Genomic DNA, 16615 nt, shown 5'->3' with positions numbered 1-16615 from the left:
CACCATCCGCGGGATTTCCAGCCATGTTTCCGCCATGCTCACCGGGAACGCTTACGGAGGGCCCAACGCGGTATGGGATACCGTGGCTTACGGCGTGTTTGTCCAACACATGCAAACGGAAGCGTACCGCAACCGCTCCCCCACGCCACGCCGGAAGAAATCGCGTTCGGACACGAGGCGTTCCTTGCCATGCTTGACGCCCTGAAGCCCGATTTCATGCCCGTCCGGGGCCTGACCTTGTTCAAACAACTCTGGCTGTCCTCTGAAAACGGCATCACCATGCTTGATCCCGGCCTCTGCCCATACGTCCTCAGAAGTCGCCCGGATGTCCGTATCTGCTACTATCCCCCGTCCCGTCGCGGGATTTCCAGCCATGTTTCCGAATGTCGGAAAGGAGAGGCCGTCCGAAAACGGCATATCCGCTGCTCCCCTCCCGGCCTTATTCAGGCCCCTGCATACATCCGGGTGCCGCCTCCCGGATGGGGAAACATTTGCCTTTTTGATGTGATTAAAAGAGATCATCTGTCATTTAAACTTGTTACGGCTTCATTTCCATTGGAGGAATAAATGTCCCGGATGGGGCCCGGCCTTGTAAGCCCAGAGGCTTTGGGCTTATAAGATACCATATGCGCCGCACGGACAACCCGTTGCGGAAAACGGCGCATCTTTTTCGGAGGGCTGTGCCATAAAAATGGCCGATGATTTTTTCCTTGAAATTCCAAGGGAATAACCAACAAAATGTCTTGGCTATGGGCTCCGCCAATGGGAAAGCTGGAGAAAAAGGCTGTATTCACCGCGCTGTCACAATGAAACAACCATATACGAGGTCGTGTGTCATTTATATGTAACTATTTAAAATTATTGGAAATAATATTTTTATAATTCGAAAAATAGTTAAATACTTTCATAGATTATATCTCATTAACGACACGACCTATGACAGAGCCTTTCGGAGACATTCGCCTTTTCCATGATTTTTGAAAAAATTCATTCTGAGTTTCAATATAACAATATAATTAGAATGTGTATTTTCATTGTAAAAGCTAATATCTCCTTTTTCGGCATTCAGTATGAGGCGGGCCATGTCCATCCGGATCGATTTTTTGAGCTATGAGGGGGAACGCAGCAACGAACGGCATCCCCACGCGCAGTTCGTCCTGCCCATCGCCGGTGAACTGGAAATCTCCATCGGCGGCGCGGAAGGCAGGCTTTCCCCCTCCTGCGCGGCGTTCGTCGCGCCCGGCGTCCCGCATTCGCAGTTGGCGACCGTCTCGAATGCCTTCCTTATCGTCAACTGCGATCTTGCCGAATGCGGCGTCCCTGCGGCGGAACGACTGGCGGAACAAATCTTTCTTCCCGTTTCCGAAGCCACCCGCCACCTGATCGGATTCGCGGAGCTGTCCAGAGACCGCTTTTCACAGCCGGGTACCACGCAATGCTGGATGCCCCTGCTCCTCAATTCCTTCCTTGAACGCCCGCTATGCCGCCCTTCCCGGCTCGCCGCACTGGAAAGGCTGATCGATGCCCACCCCGGCGCGCCGTGGACTGTGGGCGAAATGGCCCGGCGCATCGGCATCAGCCCAAGCAGGCTGCACGCGCTGTCCCGTTCCGAATGGGGCCTCAGCCCGCAGGCATGGCTGGCGGAACGCCGCATCAGCCATGTGCGGAAATGGCTGGCGGAATCGGATCTGCCGATTGCGGAGCTGGCGCTGCGGGCCGGGTATGCCGATCAAAGCGCGCTCACCCGCGCCATGCAGCGTCTGACCGGCCTGACGCCCGCCGCCTATCGGAGGCAAACGCGATTGGGACAAAAAAACAGGAGCCCGGAACAAGACTCCCGGCCCCACCCATGATATTGTCCGTTCCGGCATGAGGGCGAGGCGGCCGTTTCGCCCTCGGCAATCACCATTGCACAAGGAGCGGATATGTCGGCCCTCAACATCACCATCGATCCATCCATCAAAAACGCGTGGCCCGAAGCGCGGCTGGGCTGCCTCACCTACACGGCGGACGTGCTCGCCCGCGAGGACGCGCTCTGGACGTGCCTCGAAAACGAGGTTGCCCCTTACCTCAAAACCATGCTGGAAACCACGCCGCTGGCCCAGATCCCCAACCTCGACGAATCCCGAAAGGCGTACAAGGCGTTCGGCAAAGACCCCGGACGGTTCCGCGTCTCGTCCGAATCGCTGTACCGCCGGGTGCGTCAGGGAAAGGCCCTCTACCAGATCAACAGCGTCGTGGACGCCAACAACCTTGTCTCGCTCGAAACCGGCTTCTCCCTCGGCTCTTACGACACGGCCCGTATCGGTGCGGACATCGTTTTCCGTCTGGGCAAAGCCGGGGAAGCGTATCCGGGCATCGGCAAGGACGACATCGCCCTTGAAAACATGCCCCTGCTCGCGGACGGGCAAGGCGCTTTCGGAAGCCCCACCAGCGACTCCACCCGCGCCATGATCACACCGGAAACCCGCTCCTGCCTGACGGTCCTGTTCTCCTTCTCCGCCAGAGCCCGGCTTGAAGACGCCCTGGCCTTGGCCCTCAGGCGTTTCGGCCAGTATGCGCACCCCTCGGACGCGGAATCCTTCATCATAGAATAGCATCAGGTTCGGGGCAGGACGCGGCCAAACGCCGCGCGGCACCGCCGGCCCTCTGGAGGAAACCGTTTATGGCAAAGGATTCAAAGCAGATGACGGGCTATCTGTATGTGCTCGCCGCCGCCGTCCTGTGGTCGCTCATCGGCCCTTTTTCCAAAATCTGCATGGAGGAAGGCCTTGCGCCGCTGGAGGTGGCTTTCTGGCGCGCCCTGCTCGGCGGCGTCTGCTTTTTCGCCCAAACGGGCATCCGCGGCGGGGCGCGCATCCCCTTGAAGCACGCGCTGTTCTTCTGCGTCTTCGGGGTGTTGAGCATCAGCGTGTTTTTCAGTTCGCTGCAAATCTCCATCCAGCTGAGCGGGGCGGCCACGGCGATGGTGCTGTTGTACACGGCCCCCGCATGGGTGGCGGTGTTCTCCCGCATCCTGTTCCACGAAAGCTTCTCCTCCCGCAAGGGGATCGCGCTGGCGCTGGCCCTCTTCGGAACGGCGCTGGTATGCTTCTCCGGCGGGAGCCTGAACGCCGAACCGTCCGTGCTCGGCATCGTCTGCGGGCTGATATCCGGCCTCTGCTACGCCTCGCATTTCCCATTCTATGTCTGGTGGCAGCCCCGTTACTCCACCGCGACCCTGTACGCCTACATGCTGCTCGGCGGCGCGCTGGCCCTCTTCCCCTTCGTGGATTTCGCCCCCACCCGTTCGTGGACGGCATGGGCCAACCTGCTGGCCCTCGGCGTGGTCACGAACTACGGGGCCTACCTCGCCTACGGGCGGAGCCTCCAGATCATCAACCAAGTCAAGGCCGCCATCATCGGGAACATCGAACCCGTACTGGCGACATTCTGGGTCTGGCTGTTCTGGAACGAAAACTTTTCCGCCTACGGCTGGGCGGGCAGTGCGCTGGTCATTTCGGCGGTATTCCTGCTGACGGCGGATCGAAGCTGAAACGGTTCTTCCCACGTTATGCGAAACGGTATGTCCGTCCAACATGCCGTTTTTTGTACCCAGTGCTAGGTCGTGTCGTCATTTTATATATAATTATTTTAAATTATTAAAATAATTTTGGCTCTGTCATAGTACATGGTTGTTTTGTTTCAGCAATATACTAAAAATATATGTTTTTTCTCCAAATTTCCGCTGGTGGGAGCTGTGATTGAGGGATTTTATTGGTTATTTCTTTGGAATTTCAAGGAAATAAAGCATCAACCATTTTCTATGACACAGCCATAATTTTTGCAGTTAAAAAATAATCAAATAATTTCAATATATTATATAATTAATAACACGACCTAATATATTTTATTAAAAAGGCTGTATCCTAGAAAATGGTTGATGCTTTTTCCCTTAACGTTTCAAAAGAATAACCAGCCAAATGCCTTAGCCATAGAGCCCGCCAATGGGAAAGCTGGATAAAAAGGCTGTATTTTCACTGCACTATGGCGATGAAACAACCACATGCCATGGCAGAGCCATTGAAAATGGATGGCTCTGCCATAGCGATGTGTCCGCTTCATCTCCTCCATATGGTGAAAATACGGCCTTTTCTCCAACTTTTCCGTTGGTGGACTCCATGACTGAGGCATATTGCTGATTATCCCTCTGGAACTTCAGGAAAGCATCAATCATTTCTATGGCACAGCCTTGAAAGCCCATTCTGCCGAAAATGCCATTTCATATGGCCCCACACGGGGTCGCCTCCCTCCCCGCGTGTCCCCGCGCTTTCGAGGCAAAGGTTGAAGGAGTCCGACATCAAATTGCCCCGTGCGTGCGCCGTACTGGGATCAGCCGTACGATGCCCAATATCTGTAAAGGGTCTCCCCGTGCTCAGGGTTGCCGAACAGCTTGCTAGCCACAATCCGAGCGAACCGCGCATGTGCGCCCGTGCTGGGGTTGCCTCTCTGCCCCCCCTTACAGCCAAGGGCACCCCCCGGCATGGATGTAGTCCCCAAATGAAACGCCTATACGAAATCACCATCACCATCCGTGCGGGAATGCTATTGCGCCGCTGCGCCGGAACTCCCCGCTTCCGCCTCATGCGCCCATAAAGGCGAAGGTGCCTGATGGCAGGCCTTGCAGTCCGTGGGCCCCGCCGGTTTGCCCGCCGCAAGCGATTCGGTATGGCAGGCGATACAGCTCGGATACGGGCCATGAAACGCGTTATAGAAATAAAAAGGGTTCAATGCAGGCTTGGCGTCCTTGCCGGTGCGCAGCATGGCGGTCAGGCCGTCATGGCAGCCGGAACGTGTGCACAGCAGGGGCTTGCCGTCCTCATACCCCGTGTGGTGGCAGGTCGTGCAATTGATCAGCGGCGTGTGCGCCTGATGGGAGAACCGCACTGCGGGCATGGTCTGCCGTGCTCCGGAAGGTGCATGGATTTCCCTCTCGCTCCACCGCACCAAAGGATGGTGTGCCGAAAAGCCCATAGGCTGACCGTGGCACAACGCGCAGTTGCCGTAGCTCCCAAGCGTGGCCGCCTGCTGCTGGTATTGGAGGGGCGGGAGGTTGTCGAGGTTTTCGGCAAGCGGGTTGGCCGACGGATATACGGCATGCGGCGCGCCGTGGCAGACGATGCAGCGCACCATAAGCATATCGTCGCGGCGTCTGCTGAAAAGGCCGGACGCCCCCTCGTCTCTGGGCGTCCATTTGTTGAAGGCCGACGCGGTGAGCAGGTTGGGCTTTTCCGAAAAATTGTGGCAACCGGTACAGTCCGGTTCCTGTACCCAAGGCAGCCGCCCCTTGATCTTGTCCAAAGGAGCCTCGCGCGGCGTGATGCCGGACATGAGCTTGACGGCCTGAGGCAGCCCAGCCTCCTGTTCGGCCTTGAGCAAGGCCAGAGTATGATCTTCCATGAACCCGTGGCAGCGCACGCAGGAAAGCCCGCGATCCACATGGAAATCGCGGGCGAACAGACGGCGCGGGGCGTTTTTCGGATCATCCCCCGTGCGGCCCAGATCCACATGACAGGTCTTGCAGGCGTCAGCGCCCCTGTCGGCCAGGTAGGTGGCGTGCCAGCCGTGGATGGCGGCGGAAACGCTGAGTTCCGGCCCACTCTTCCCTTCACCCGCCTTCCCGTCCTTCAGGCCGACATGACAGGAACGGCAGGCAATGACCTCACCTTTCGCGTGCTGTTCCATAAAGCGGGTGGACTGATGCCGATCATGCACTTCCAAAATGGCTGTCCCGGCGTTCGCGTGGCACCGGGCACAGCCGAAGCCGGGAGAAACAGCCAGCACGGCGGCGCTTTCAGCCAGGAGTTTCCCGGTCTTTTCGTCTTTGGCGCGCAGCGTGATCACCGGATAGGGGTCAAGCACACCGTCGGTATTGACGGCGCTCACGGGAATCGACGCCGCGAAAAAAGAATCCTCCGCAACAGCCATCCGCCCCTGACGCGCTGCGGCATCTTTCGCCAGCCCCGCTTTCGGGCTCAGCTCCCATGTTACGTCAACGCCCTGAGTCACGACTTCGGGAATGGGCGGCCCACGTTTGATAAGCTGGGCATTGAGCTGCGGCTCCGAATAGGAAAGAGTCCAGACATCGTTCGGCGCGGACGTCTGATAAAACCCCTGTAGCCCAGCCCCCGTCAACACGTACTCTTGAGACGCCGTGAAAGGCATATCGGGGGCAGCCAACGAACCCTTGGCGGGGAGGTTGTCCAGTACCGTGCCGGGATCACGTTGCGCGACGGCCGGAACGGATGCGGGTAAGGTTTCGGCCTTTTTCTCGATTGGGGACACGGAAAAAAGAACCCAGCCCAGCCAGATCAGAAACAAAGCCAGTGCAGCCAGCCAAGCTGCCAAGGCCCACGCTCCATAAGACGTTGACGAGGATGACGCGTGCTTGTTCATTGTGCCTCCGGGGAAGGAAAGGTCTGGCGCGGGGCGCCCATACGCTGAAGATAGTCCGCCAGAGCCCGGCGATCTTCAAAGCTGCCGGCAAAGGACGGCATGTAGCCGAGCCGGGTCCCCTGCCCCTGAAGCTGCGCCTCAAGGCCATACCGGGTCAGACGCCGCACCCGTGGGATGATGTCGATGCGCGGCCCGCCCAAGCCGTGGCAGACATTGCATTGCAGGGCGAACAGCATGGAGCCTTTGCCCAGCCCGTCGGCAAGAGGCGCTTCGAGCTTCAGGGAACCGCTTTCGACGGCATCAAGCGTCCGTACCCAGCCGGACACCGAGGCTATGCCCCCCGCCTTGGCCCGCGCATCTTGCACAACGCTCATCCCATTGGAATACATATAGCTTTCGGCCACCCAAGGACGGCGTGCGGTTTCGCGTACCCATTCAAAACTGCCCACCAAAAGCAGCCCCGAACACAGGATGACGATACCCAAAGGCTTGCGGAGGCGCTCGGCCCGCACAAAGGCCACCACCCCGGCCAGGAAGACCGCGGGCAGCATCCAGCCGTATGTGATGAGGAAAGGATGGATATCGGAAGTCCGGTTCAGAATGGCTTCCTGCCGATCCGGCGGCAGCGCCATGAAATACCACACGGAACCGCCCAGCAGCAGAAAGAAGGGAAGGATGATCCACAGGCCGCTCCCCCTCACCGCGATACGCCGGGCTTCGGCCGAAGCGATGCGAGGGGCGGTGAACAGGGCGAACATGCCCGCCAGAATCAGGCAGATGCCCAGACGTACAACCACACTCGGCCAATAGGTGGGATTGAAGAAGCCGAGCCATACGTTTCCGGTGGACAGCCCCTGTCCGGGAGTCAGCATGAACGTGATGATGCCGTTGATCAGCACGAGCGAGAGGAAGCCCGCGCAGGCATAGACGATGCCTATGCGCATATGGGCCTCCGGGCTCATCCGCCCGTTACGGCTCCAAGCATAGGTAGAGTAATAGGCCAGCAGGGAAACCACTTCGAGCAGGAAAAGCCCCCACTCCGCGGCCCAAAAAAAGACGAAATTATGGATCAGCATGGACGTGGCCCCAGGGTTCACCACGCTCATGGTAAACCAGATGCCCACGCCGCTGAGCCCGCCGAAAACCATGGTCAGGAGCAAAAAGAAATGCGTATGGCGCTCCAGCCATTGCAAAATCTCCGGGGCCCCGTCCCGGTGGGCCTTCCGCTCCATCCACACCAGATAGATCCCTCCGCCCACGGCGAACTGGGCCACGAAGACGTGCAGCACGGAAACGATGCCGATAATCAGCCCTGAACCAATGCCGACGAAATGCCAGACGGGGAATTCCATGTCATCCCTCCCGGATTTCCGAGCTTTCACTGCGGTTCAAGGCCTGAAAAAGCACACGGCCCAGCCAGACAAGGATGGCGATGACCAAAGCCGTAACTACCAGAAAGAGGCCCAGGGCGGCGGTCTGCCCGTGCGGCATCGCCAAAGCGGTGGGGGCCGGGGACGCCGCGCCGCCGTAGGGCTGAAGCAGGGCGTCGCGCACCATGCCGCGCACGCAGACCATGACCAGAATGACGCCAAGGGCGGCGGCGCCGGCAAGCTTGAGCCTGCCCTGCCGGGCAAGGACGAGGGCGATGCACAGCCCGGACACGGCCAGCATCAGGGCCGCCGTGGACAGGGCATCCCCTCCCAGAAAAAGGCTGCGCACATCCGGGGGCAATGCGGACAGGAACAGCAGCCCCACCGGAACCTGCGCCAAGGAAGCGTAGAAAAACCAATCCAGCCCCCGACGGAAACGGCGCTCGGCCTCTTCCCTGCTGGATTCCGGGGCCCGCTTGCCCCACTGGGCGCGCCAGGCCATCGTCAGGCCGCCTACAGCCAAAGAAGCCAGCAGGATATGCAGATAACGCGGGAACAAAGTGGGATCGCCCGTATTCAAGAGGCGGCCGTGCGGCTCGGAAAACCACCGGAACCAGAAATCCGGGCGCAGCATCAGGGTACTGGCGTTACTCAACAAAAAGGCCGTCAGCAAAAGCAGCAGGGCCGACAGGATCAAGGGCAGCTTCCTCCGCATCGGCCCGACCGCTTCACCGCTCACGTAAAGCCCATAATACGCCATCATGGCGAATACGGCGACAAACATCCACCACACGGCCATGAGTAGAATGCCGGGATACAGGAAATGCCCGTAGAGCACCTGCAAAAAGAGAAAAGGCGCAACGCCGAAGTTCACGGCAAGCGCCAGCACCTTGGGCATGAAGGCCATCCCGCCCTTGCTGTCCGAAGCCGAAGCCAGCCGATCGACGGCCGACAGGATTACCGAACCCAGAAGCACGTTGACCAACACCAAATGTACAAAAAAAGTCAGCAGTAAAAGTATGCTCAAAAACCCGGACGGTACCGGCAGCGTCATCGGGGGAGAAAGCAGGCGCGATGCCTCAGGGGAAGCGTAAGCGGCCCCAGCCCCCAAAAGCGTGACAAGGGCCATGCCGACAATGCCTATCCGTTTTTTGCTCATGCGTCGTTCCTTTCGTATCCCAAGTCCAGAGGAAAACCGGCTTCAGACCTATACGGTTGACGCTACCCGCCCCTCGCCTCCTTTTCCATTATAGATGAAGAAATGCCGTGAGACTCATACCCCGCAGGCAGACGCGGGCGAACCTCCTCCCCCTAAGAGGCAAAAACGCAGCTCACACGGGGATGAACCATGTTATCATGGTGCTTTCATTCCTATGCGGCTACTCAACGGGATAGGAATATGATGACTATCCCCAAACACGTTTCTTGAGCCACGCCCCCGCAAGGGGCCGTACGGTTCAACAGTAAAAAGGCAGGAGGAATACAATGAAAAAGGTATTGATTGTCTTTTCAGCCGTGATGCTTCTCGCTTCCTTCAGCGTCGCGTTTGCCGACGGCGATGCGGCCAACCTCTTCAAAACCTACTGTCAGGGGTGCCACGGCGCTGACGGCGGCCGCGTCCCCGCCAAGGGCATCCCCCCCATCAAGGGCCAGAGCGCCGCCGATCTGCTCAAGAAACTTGAAGGATACAAGGCCGGCTCCTTTGGCGCCCAACGCAAGCTGGTTATGGAAAACGTCGTCAAGCAACTTTCGGGCGAACAACTGAAAAGCCTCGCCGACTATGGTTCCACGCTGTAGCTGAACGTCCTCCCCAGATCTTCTGAAAAGCGTTCCGCAGAAGGCGTCCCTGACGTTTCCCGTAAGGGGCACAGCGGGACGCCTTCTCAGTATTCACCCTTCCGGGCGGCTTTCTCGCTTCCCTATAAAGGGGTACGGCTATCTAGTTAAAATTATTGACTCTGTCATAGTACATGGTTGTTTTGTTTCAGCAATATACTGAAAGTATATGCTTTTTCTCCAATCATTCCGCTGGTGGGCTCCGTGATTGGGGGATTTCATTGGTTATTTCTTTGGAATTTCAAGGAAATAAAGCATCAATCGTTTTCTATGACACAACCAAATTATTTAACTATTTTTCACGTCACAAAAAGATTATTTTAAATAATTTCAAATAATTATATGCAAAATGACGACACGACCTAGAACTTGCAGGTGAAGCTCACATTCACGCCATGCCCCGTCTTATGCTCCGAAGCGCGGAGGCCGTAATCAAGGCCCAACGATACGTCATCCTTTTGCATTTCGAGCCCGAACGTACCATCAAAGGCGACGCTGTCCACCATCCGGGACTTGATCGCATCGGAAGCCGCAACGCCCGGCACGCGGGCCTTGGTCTTCGCCTTGAGCCCGCCCACAGCGGGCACTGCGGAAAGGTCGGCCCTCGGCTTCACCGTCCAGCCGAATGATGTTTCAAAGCCGCGGCCGAAGCTCACGCCGATCGGGAATGCCCAGAACTCCTGCGTATCGCGTCCCACACGGAACACGTCATGATCGTCGATTCGAGACGTAAATCCGTCCGTATGCAGATTGTAGTAGCGTACCCCGACATGCGGCGTCACGTCGGCCCAATCCACTTCAAACCGGTATTCGCCACGCAGGCCCGCCGTCAGCACGCCCGTACCCACATCGGCCCTGAGCTGGCCGAGCCGCATGGTTGTGGGCAGCTCCTGCTTCACCTCGTTCCTGTTGGCGGAATAACCGAGATCGCCCACAATATTGAACCGCTCCCGCGACCAGCTTCCGTACAGGTTCACGCCCCAGAAATCAAAATCATTCTTGGTCGCGTTGAAGTCCCCACGGGAACGGGCCGTGCCGCTTCCGGCGTTCAGGGCCAAGCCGCCCCGGAAATCGCCCAAAGAGCAGTCGCCGCCGAAGACGATGCCGCCGAAGTCGGCATTGTAGCCGCCATCAAGAGCTCCTGCGCCAAAATTGCGCGCGTGTTCCGCCCCATACAGGGCATTGATCCAGAGGTTCAGCCCGTCCTTACGGATGGCCCCTTCACGCGTGGCGGTCATATGCGCGAGCGACGCGTGATCCTGAACCGCCCGGATGGGAGCATCCGCCGCCGCGAGAGCCATCCCCCGCACGCCTCCGGCCACGGCGATCTGCGCCGCACCGTCAACGGTACGTACCGTGTCCGCCTTGGACAGAGCGTTTTCGTTGACCGCCCGCGAGAGGAACCGGATGCCCATATTGCCGCTTTCGGTGTCGTTCAGGCCCTTGCCCCAGATGGCATCCATCGTATTGACGAGGGAAAGCCTCCGGAAAACATCGGACGAGCGCCGGGCTGTGGCCCGTACCTTCATCGAACCGTCGTCCGCCTTGCCCAGCACGAGCCCAAGGAGATTGTCCGGCGTGTACAGGTTGTCCCCGCTCCACCCCTGCACATTATTGACCGAGAAGCCGGATGTGATTGTATATTCGCCCTGCGTAATATGCTCCATGAGCAGCTTGGCGCCCGCATCCACGTTCAGCGTCCCGCCTTGAGCGGTCAACGCCGAAGCGCCATTGAGCCCCCTTCCGTCAACGAACAGCAAGGAGCCGTCCGCGAACGCCGCCGTATTCGGAGTCAATACCGGAGCGCTGGTCTTGGTTCCGTCCACCATCACCGCACCCAATGCGCCGTTCAACGCCTGCGGCTTCCGAATGGCCAACGCAGCGGTTATGCCGCCCCGCCCCCACTTGAGGCCGGATCTGCCGAAAGCGTCCCGCGTCCAACCGTTATCCGTGTCGCCCAGCACGAGCAGGGAATTCTGCCCCGCCGTGAGCAAGCCATCTATCTCATTGTTTACAAAGGTGAAGACGCCGTACGACGCATCGGCCAACGTATCGTTGCCCTTCCACGCGGGATCGAGAAATACCCTGCCTCCCCGCAACTGAACCTGACGTGCGGCCACTCTACCGGCATTCCCTTGATCGCCGATATTGATCTGCACATCGGAGGATGTGGTCAAAACGTCCGCCGCCAGCGTTCCCACAATGTTAATATCTCCCTTGGAGGCCGTGACGGACGAAGAATCCACCGTGCCGGAGACATTCAGGGCACCTCCGAAAAGCTCGACGGAAGAGGAAGTCAGCCTGCCGGAAACATTCGTCCGCCCATCGGCCTGACGTACCGTCGATTGGAGATGCGCCCCCTCGGCAATGTTGATCGTGCCGCCGTTGTTGTTCACCCCGGCGACATCCCATGTGCCGGTGGCTTCATTGGCCTCACCCGTGATGACGTGCGTTCCCGCACGGACATTGACGGTGCCCGCCGCGGCTATTTGTATGTTTCCCGACAGCGTGCCGCCGGAATCCATGACCGGCGTGCCGAGGTTCAGCACACCGGATGCCCCTTCGCCCGTACCTCCCACACGGATATTGACGGGATTTCCCCCCGCCGTGACCAAAGGCGTGTCGGAGGCCCCCCCGACCAGCGTCAGATAACGGCCGCCCACCACGGAAATATTCCGGCCGGAGGAACCAAGATCTATATTCTTCCCGCCAATGCTGCCGATTAACGAATCCGCCTTGCCGTCCTCCGCACCCGCGCCGACAATAAAATCCTTGCCCGACCCCGAACCTGTGCCGGTAACGATGGTCACATTGCCAAGAACAATGTTGTTGGCGTGATTTTTGTTCAATTCGTCAACGGAAACCCTTCCCGTATGCTCTTCATCAGGCTTCGGTTCAGGGGCGGGGGGAACCGGATCGGGCTCCACAGGGGGAGTCGGCTCCGGATCAGGTTCCACATATCCTGTCCCGATAAATGTGATCTCCTTCCCAAAGGTGGAACCGGCCCCCTCACCCTCGTCCACGGTATCGGCACCCAGCGAGTCAGCCGCCGCCTGAGCGTACTTCAGGTTGTACAAAGCGTCATTGAACGCTATCAACCCGGATTCAAAACTCCAGTTGCCGTCGCTCAGCTTCACGGAGCCGGGATCCCTGTTATCGCCTTCCGCATTCAAGCCGTTTGTGAAAATCTGTCCCGTTCCGGTTTCCAAGGTGCCGCCCGCAAGGATCAGCCTACCGCCAGCGGCGCTGCCCCCTTCGCCTTGGGCAGCAAAGGAAAACTCCGGCATTTTCAATCTGCCGCCCGTAACAGTCACCGTATTCTTGATAAGCCATCTCCGGGCAACTTCCGTGCACCCGCCCGCAAAAACAGCCGTTCCCAGAAAACCATCCATCGAGGCCCTGAACAGCAATGTACCGCCGCCCGCCTTCTTCAGAGATGGCGTAGCCGTTTGGGACAACAGCGCGTCATCAAAGACGGCCCGGCCCTCTCCTGTGATGTCCAGGCTGGAACCGTCACCCATGAAGATCGCGCTTGAGCCCGTGGAATCCGTATTCCCGCTGAACAGGATCTCCTGCCCCGCACCGGGGTTGAGGGTGACGGCACAGGTGTTGTAAATGGCCCCGCCAAGCCCGCTGGCCGTATTTCCGGTGAAACGAGCCCCTCCGTTGAAGACAAGGGCCCCCGCACTCGCGGCGTTGCCGTCCTTATCCACGGAAAAACCGTTATAAACGGCGCCGCCGTCCTCCGCCCTGTTCCCAGAAAAAACGGCTCCGTCGGCAAACGTCAGGTGGTGCACGTTGAATACGGCCCCGCCGCTGTCGGCGGCGTTTTCAATAAAGGAAGCCTTGCCCAAAGAAGCTGTCCCTTCATTATAAAGCCCTCCGCCAACTCCAGCCGTATTTTTGGAAAACGTGGATTTCGCCGCCATATTCAACGTATTCAGGTTGCAAACGGCACCCCCGAACTTGCCGGCCGTGTTTTCGGCAAAAATGGCCGGCCCGCTGAAGGAGACGTCGCCTTCGTTGATGAGCGCCCCACCGTGGCTTCCCGCGCTGTTTTGAGTGAACGTCGCCGCTCCCAATGCCGCCTTGGCAGGCAACTGAGGGCTCCAGTCGCATACGGCTATGGCACCGCCCGTGGACTTGGAGGCATTTCCCGTAAACACAGCACCGTCATCAATACTCAGCTCCCCCGACTGCACTTCGATGGCCCCGCCGTTCCCACCGGAACCCAGCAGTTCAACGCTGTTGCCCTTGAAAAGGGCGTTCTTCCCGATGTACACATACTTCACGCGGCGTGCGCCGAACGCATAGTCGGGATCCGTGAGGTAACCGTCATAATCGTCAACCACATTCAGCGCGCCGCCCCTGCGCCCCTTGTTGCCCTCAAAGACAACATTGTCACCGATCGTGGTAAACGACTCGCTGTAAAGGCCGCCGCCGGATCCTCCCGTACAGTTGATGAAACTGACGTTGTTTCCTATTTCCACAATGCCGTGCGCGGTTCTGACGGCACCGCCGGCACCGTCGCCTGCACTTTCCGTATTCCTGAACCGTACGCCGTCACCGATGCTCAACTTTGCGGAACTCTTCCAGTTATCGGCAAAATACCCCATATCGAAGAAAATAGCCGGGCCAAAGGAAACGGGGCCTTCGTATCTGTCGCCCGAAGATGTCCTCAAGCCGTCAAAGGCAATATTCCTGATGGAAACAGTCCCGGAATCCATCCCCTTGAACCACAGGCCGGGGTAGGCTCCGCTTACCGTATGCCCGCTGCCGTCGATGAGCAGCGAGCGCCCTATAGGTGTGGTTCCCTGTAAGCGCTTGGATAAAACGATGTCGCTTCCCAGCTTGATGCTGTCGATGCCGGTATCCAGAACGGCCTTTTGCAGCGTTTCAAAGCTGTCAGGAGCCCCAAGGGGCCATTCGACAAGCGTTCCAGTGAATGTGATCTCTCTGGAGGAACCCGAATCGAATACGTTGTCCGCCGCGGCATTGCCGGCCCCCAGCAGGTCGGCTGCCGCCTGAGCGTACGCCATGTTGTACTTGGCGTCATCAAACGCGATCACTCCTGAATCGAATTCCCAATTGCGGTCACTCAGCTTCACCGCGCCGGGTTCCTTCACCCCCCCGTCCGCATTCAGGGCGTTTGTGAAGACCTGCCCCGTTCCCGTTTTCAGCGTACCGCCCGCAAGGGTAAGCTTCCCCGTCTTCAGGAAGGACAAGGCAGGAGCGGCAAGTACGCCACCCATCACGGCTACCTGCGCCCCGCCAAAATACCCGGCCATCCCTTCGCTCAAGAACGTCGTTCCGCCCTTTTGATTGAACATTCCTCTAAAATTGGAAATATCGCCATAGAATGCGAGGGAGCCTGCATTCTCCTTATTGATCGTGCCGGAGGCCCCGGCAACGCTCCCCCTCACCTGCGAATCCGCGTTTTCCTTCGTGGCGGGGACATTGATCGGCGTAGGGTTATAGGCAAAGGTCACGGAAGCGCCGACCTTCTCCCCAGCCCCGATCCCCATGACGATCGCCCTATCCGCATTTATGGCAACAGGCCCATCAAAGCGGACGTCTGCAAAAACATCCTCATTGCCTCCCCCCTCAGCAAAGACGCCCGTGCCTCCCGTTATATTGATCCGCCGTCCCGTGAGGGAAACGGTTCCCCCCTGATTATTGATGCCATAGCCCGAAGAATCCAGCGTTACGGTCTTTCCCTCGGCGCCGAGGGAAAGAACCGGGCAGATACCGGCTTGGGTCGGATAATCATAACGGTATGTCGTATAAAGGGCGCTGCCGGATGCGCTCCCCGCAACCACAACCTCGACATCCCCAAGAAAGCCCATCTCAGCTTTGCCGGAAGCGGCGATCCCCTTTGCCTCAAAGGGGGCATTGGCAGCCAAGCGCAACGAGACAGGGCCAGAAACGGCCATTTTGCCTGAGTCATTTGAGATGCCAAGTACGGAGGCGAAAGAACCCTGCCCTGTCTGCGTTGCCGTCAGATTAAGATTTCCGGCAAGCTGCACATCGGAGGAGCTCGCCGTAAGCTGGATACCCGTTATAGCCTTGTTTCCCTCCACTACAATATCCAGATCCGTATCGGCACTTGTTTTGACCGTACCATCAGCACAATTGATGCCCACGCTGTTGGAATCCGTATTCCTTGACTCAATCAATACAGACTTACTAGAGAAACCAATCATCCCCCCATACTTGACGAAGGCCCCATTCGCATTGTTCCCCGTAGACGCTTTCGCCCGCAATATCGTCCTGTCCCCTCCAAAAAACAGATTTCCTCCTGACGCCGCAGCAGCAAAGGAAGCATACCCATTGGAGCCATTCATTACGGCTTCGGCTTCACCCGCAATATCCCCTGAAAGAGCCAACGTCCCTTTGCCTTCACTCAAAAAAGCACATACGCCCAACAGCTTTCCGCCGCCCACCATCGAGAAGGTTCCCGTCCCCGCAAAAGAACCGGAACTTCCCGAACCTGCCACATGGAAAGCCGATGCGTATTGATCATAGTCAGAATAATCCCTTAGATAGATCCCGCCAGCATTTCCAACAGCCATCGAACTGCCGTCGGGGATGGAAACGTCAAGTTGCCCTTGCCCCGACACATTGATGAGATGCCGCAGTGCAGGATCGGCCGACCGGAGGCGTATATCCCCACCGCCAACAATATGCCGGGCATCCCCCGATAAGGCTATCGGGGAAATGTCGCCAGATACGTCCTCCGCGCCGGCACCCCCCGCGTTTCCCGCGACAAGCATGCCGGCCACCGCTAATGACCCGAATACGTTCATCACGCGACACTTCCGCAGGACGGCACGGTACCTGCTGGCTAGGTTCCCGATGGCTCCTCTTGATAAGGTCATGATTACATCCTCCTCAGGATGGATTTACTCTTTACCGCGTTAGAGGTGATTGCTTGTTCCTCAATGAAAAGAGCCCACGCCAAGAGGCACGGGCTT

Annotated in this window: 9 protein-coding genes; 4 read left to right on the top strand and 5 right to left on the bottom strand. The window is 58.3% G+C overall.

Annotated elements, in window-relative coordinates; translation table 11 throughout:
- Positions 1 to 87: 87 nt before the first annotated feature.
- Entirely contained in the window at positions 88 to 375 is a 288-nt protein-coding gene (locus ACZM8Y_RS04435; RefSeq protein WP_489501600.1) for a hypothetical protein, read from the bottom strand.
- Positions 376 to 1082: 707 nt separating this feature from the next.
- Here ACZM8Y_RS04435 and ACZM8Y_RS04430 point away from each other — a divergent pair.
- From ACZM8Y_RS04430 to ACZM8Y_RS04420, 3 genes are all read left to right on the top strand, one after another.
- Positions 1083 to 1853, top strand: a complete 771-nt coding sequence (locus ACZM8Y_RS04430; protein WP_482331570.1) for a helix-turn-helix transcriptional regulator — start codon at positions 1083 to 1085, stop codon at positions 1851 to 1853.
- Positions 1854 to 1925: 72 nt separating this feature from the next.
- The gene (locus ACZM8Y_RS04425; RefSeq protein WP_482331576.1) at positions 1926 to 2597 is read left to right on the top strand and encodes a B3/B4 domain-containing protein; all 672 of its coding nucleotides are present in this window, start codon (positions 1926 to 1928) and stop codon (positions 2595 to 2597) included.
- Positions 2598 to 2665: 68 nt separating this feature from the next.
- A complete protein-coding gene (locus ACZM8Y_RS04420) occupies positions 2666 to 3535 on the top strand; it encodes a DMT family transporter (protein WP_479859949.1) in 870 nt (289 codons plus the stop codon).
- A gap of 1049 nt (positions 3536 to 4584) precedes the next feature.
- Here the strand turns inward: ACZM8Y_RS04420 and ACZM8Y_RS04415 are convergent.
- The 3 genes from ACZM8Y_RS04415 to ACZM8Y_RS04405 are packed head-to-tail and all read right to left on the bottom strand — an operon-like array spanning position 4585 to position 8964.
- Positions 4585 to 6435, bottom strand: a complete 1851-nt coding sequence (locus ACZM8Y_RS04415; protein WP_482334485.1) for a cytochrome c3 family protein — start codon at positions 6433 to 6435, stop codon at positions 4585 to 4587.
- On the bottom strand, positions 6432 to 7787 hold the full coding sequence (locus tag ACZM8Y_RS04410; RefSeq protein WP_482334483.1) for a c-type cytochrome: 1356 nt from the start codon (positions 7785 to 7787) through the stop codon (positions 6432 to 6434). The genes ACZM8Y_RS04415 and ACZM8Y_RS04410 overlap by 4 nt, the downstream gene beginning before the upstream one ends.
- A gap of 1 nt (position 7788) precedes the next feature.
- Positions 7789 to 8964: a hypothetical protein gene (locus tag ACZM8Y_RS04405; RefSeq protein ID WP_482334481.1), complete on the bottom strand. Its 1176-nt coding sequence runs from the start codon at positions 8962 to 8964 to the stop codon at positions 7789 to 7791.
- Positions 8965 to 9290: 326 nt separating this feature from the next.
- Between ACZM8Y_RS04405 and ACZM8Y_RS04400 the strand changes: the two genes are divergently transcribed.
- Positions 9291 to 9602, top strand: coding sequence for a c-type cytochrome (locus ACZM8Y_RS04400; protein ID WP_479859003.1), 312 nt, complete (start codon positions 9291 to 9293; stop codon positions 9600 to 9602).
- Positions 9603 to 10003: 401 nt separating this feature from the next.
- Here ACZM8Y_RS04400 and ACZM8Y_RS04395 read toward each other — a convergent pair whose 3' ends face one another.
- Positions 10004 to 16519, bottom strand: coding sequence for a hypothetical protein (locus ACZM8Y_RS04395; protein WP_489501598.1), 6516 nt, complete (start codon positions 16517 to 16519; stop codon positions 10004 to 10006).
- Positions 16520 to 16615 lie beyond the last annotated feature (96 nt).

Source organism: Bilophila sp., assembly GCF_057864385.1.
The sequence above is the reverse complement of the archived record's forward strand: the minus strand, read 5'-3'. Positions and strand labels throughout refer to the sequence as shown.

What these genes read in the sequence shown, in the direction of transcription:
- ACZM8Y_RS04425 (WP_482331576.1), top strand. Translation starts at nt 1,926, where the DNA reads ATGTCGGCCCTCAACATCACCATCGATCCATCCATCAAAAACGCGTGG.
- ACZM8Y_RS04400 (WP_479859003.1), top strand. Translation starts at nt 9,291, where the DNA reads ATGAAAAAGGTATTGATTGTCTTTTCAGCCGTGATGCTTCTCGCTTCC.
- ACZM8Y_RS04395 (WP_489501598.1), bottom strand. Translation starts at nt 16,519, where the DNA reads ATGACCTTATCAAGAGGAGCCATCGGGAACCTAGCCAGCAGGTACCGT.
- ACZM8Y_RS04430 (WP_482331570.1), top strand. Translation starts at nt 1,083, where the DNA reads ATGTCCATCCGGATCGATTTTTTGAGCTATGAGGGGGAACGCAGCAAC.
- ACZM8Y_RS04405 (WP_482334481.1), bottom strand. Translation starts at nt 8,964, where the DNA reads ATGAGCAAAAAACGGATAGGCATTGTCGGCATGGCCCTTGTCACGCTT.
- ACZM8Y_RS04415 (WP_482334485.1), bottom strand. Translation starts at nt 6,435, where the DNA reads ATGAACAAGCACGCGTCATCCTCGTCAACGTCTTATGGAGCGTGGGCC.
- ACZM8Y_RS04410 (WP_482334483.1), bottom strand. Translation starts at nt 7,787, where the DNA reads ATGGAATTCCCCGTCTGGCATTTCGTCGGCATTGGTTCAGGGCTGATT.
- ACZM8Y_RS04435 (WP_489501600.1), bottom strand. Translation starts at nt 375, where the DNA reads ATGGCTGGAAATCCCGCGACGGGACGGGGGATAGTAGCAGATACGGAC.
- ACZM8Y_RS04420 (WP_479859949.1), top strand. Translation starts at nt 2,666, where the DNA reads ATGGCAAAGGATTCAAAGCAGATGACGGGCTATCTGTATGTGCTCGCC.